This window comes from Mesorhizobium sp. M4A.F.Ca.ET.050.02.1.1, from assembly GCF_003997725.1.
In the GTDB taxonomy this organism is placed as follows: Bacteria; Pseudomonadota; Alphaproteobacteria; order Rhizobiales; family Rhizobiaceae; genus Mesorhizobium.
In genome coordinates, this window is record NZ_RZSG01001182.1 from 1 (window position 1) to 1,267 (window position 1,267).

The following is a 1,267-nucleotide window of genomic DNA, read 5'->3' on the forward strand; positions in this document are numbered from 1 at the left end:
CGCCATGGAAGGCGATCGGATGGCCAGCGAGCTCCTTACAGCGCAATCGCATAAAGTTGGTTGGGAGAGGGAACGGCAACCACCGCGGCGCGGGCGCGGCCGGCGGATCTGGTAGCAAGCTATAAGGCTTCTGGGGGCGAGAGGCTATTGGGTTGCGACGAGCGGCAATGTGACGGACGAGATGTGGGTTGAGTACGTCAAGAACCAGACGCCGCCCGAACCAGACGATAACTTCAACGTGACGTATGTTTGCGCCCCTGTCCGCCGAGCGGCGGACCGATCCGGCTTTAAACCGTAACCTGAAGCAACCGCCTTTTAGGCGGTGGAGCTTTCAAGCCTGGAGCCGGCAAAGCTTATCGCTTTCGCGACGAGTCGAAGAGACGACAGCCGACGGGGACAAATGCCTCGGCCGCATCCAGGTGTGACGTCCGTCACGATGCTCAACGCCATCCTTCCGGGTGGCGTTGAGTGCCGAAGGCGATAGCGGCCAGACCTCAGGCCCTGGCCTTGCGTTTCGTCGCAGGTTTCTTGGCTGGAGCTGGCTTTCGTCCCAAGCCTAGCGACTTTGCCAATGCCGATCGGGTCGCCGAATAACTCGGCGCAACCATGGGATAGTCCTTGGCCAAACCCCATTTCGTCCGGTATTCGTCAGGCGTCAGCCCATGACTGGTCGCAAGATGGCGCTTGAGTGACTTGTATTTCCTGCCGTCCTCGAGGCTAATGATGTAGTCCGGAAACACCGACCTTTTGGGGTTAACTGCCGGTTTGGGGGCAGGCTCTGGTGTGGGAGATGGCGGGCTAATATTCGACAATGCCGAATTCACGCTCGCGATCAAATCCGGCAATCCGGACACTGGAACAGCGTTCTTTTGGACATAGGCGGCAACGATATCGGCAGTAAGTTCAATCATATTATTGTTAGGTTCCCCGGGCATTGGCGTGCTCCTTCAATCACCACGTCCTCATATCCGTCAAGTGACGATATGCAATCAACCTATGCCACTTGGAATTTGTCCGATCAATCCGGATATTTGATATTTCTGTATGACGCGAGGGCAAAACGGACTTTCGTTTGGCGGCAAAGCGTATCCACGCCAAACCTGCAGCCTGAAAATCGTACAGAGAGAAATGATATTGAAATTGCCTCAATGGACGGTAGGCTATGGGCACGAAAGGCGAGGTCTGGATTATGCGAACTACGTTTCGTCTTCCCATTTTTCGAAAGCCTTCAAAGATTATTTTAGCATGCTGCCTATTCATACCCGTC

2 protein-coding genes are annotated in these 1,267 nt (G+C 55.1%); one reads left to right on the forward strand and one right to left on the reverse strand.

Going from position 1 to position 1,267, the window contains the following annotated elements; genetic code table 11:
* Positions 1 to 494 precede the first annotated feature (494 nt).
* Positions 495 to 911 carry a MucR family transcriptional regulator gene (locus EOA33_RS36130; RefSeq protein WP_281033595.1) on the reverse strand — a complete coding sequence of 139 codons (417 nt, stop codon included), beginning with the start codon at positions 909 to 911 and terminating at the stop codon, positions 495 to 497.
* Between the two features lie 133 nt (positions 912 to 1,044).
* On the opposite strand from EOA33_RS36130, the gene EOA33_RS40000 reads away from it, so the two are divergent.
* Positions 1,045 to 1,267 (forward strand): hypothetical protein (locus EOA33_RS40000; RefSeq protein ID WP_210212652.1); only part of this gene is annotated, 223 nt, incomplete at its 3' end.

Coding starts and splice junctions, on each gene's coding strand:
- EOA33_RS36130 (WP_281033595.1), bottom strand. CDS start 911: ATGATTGAACTTACTGCCGATATCGTTGCCGCCTATGTCCAAAAGAAC.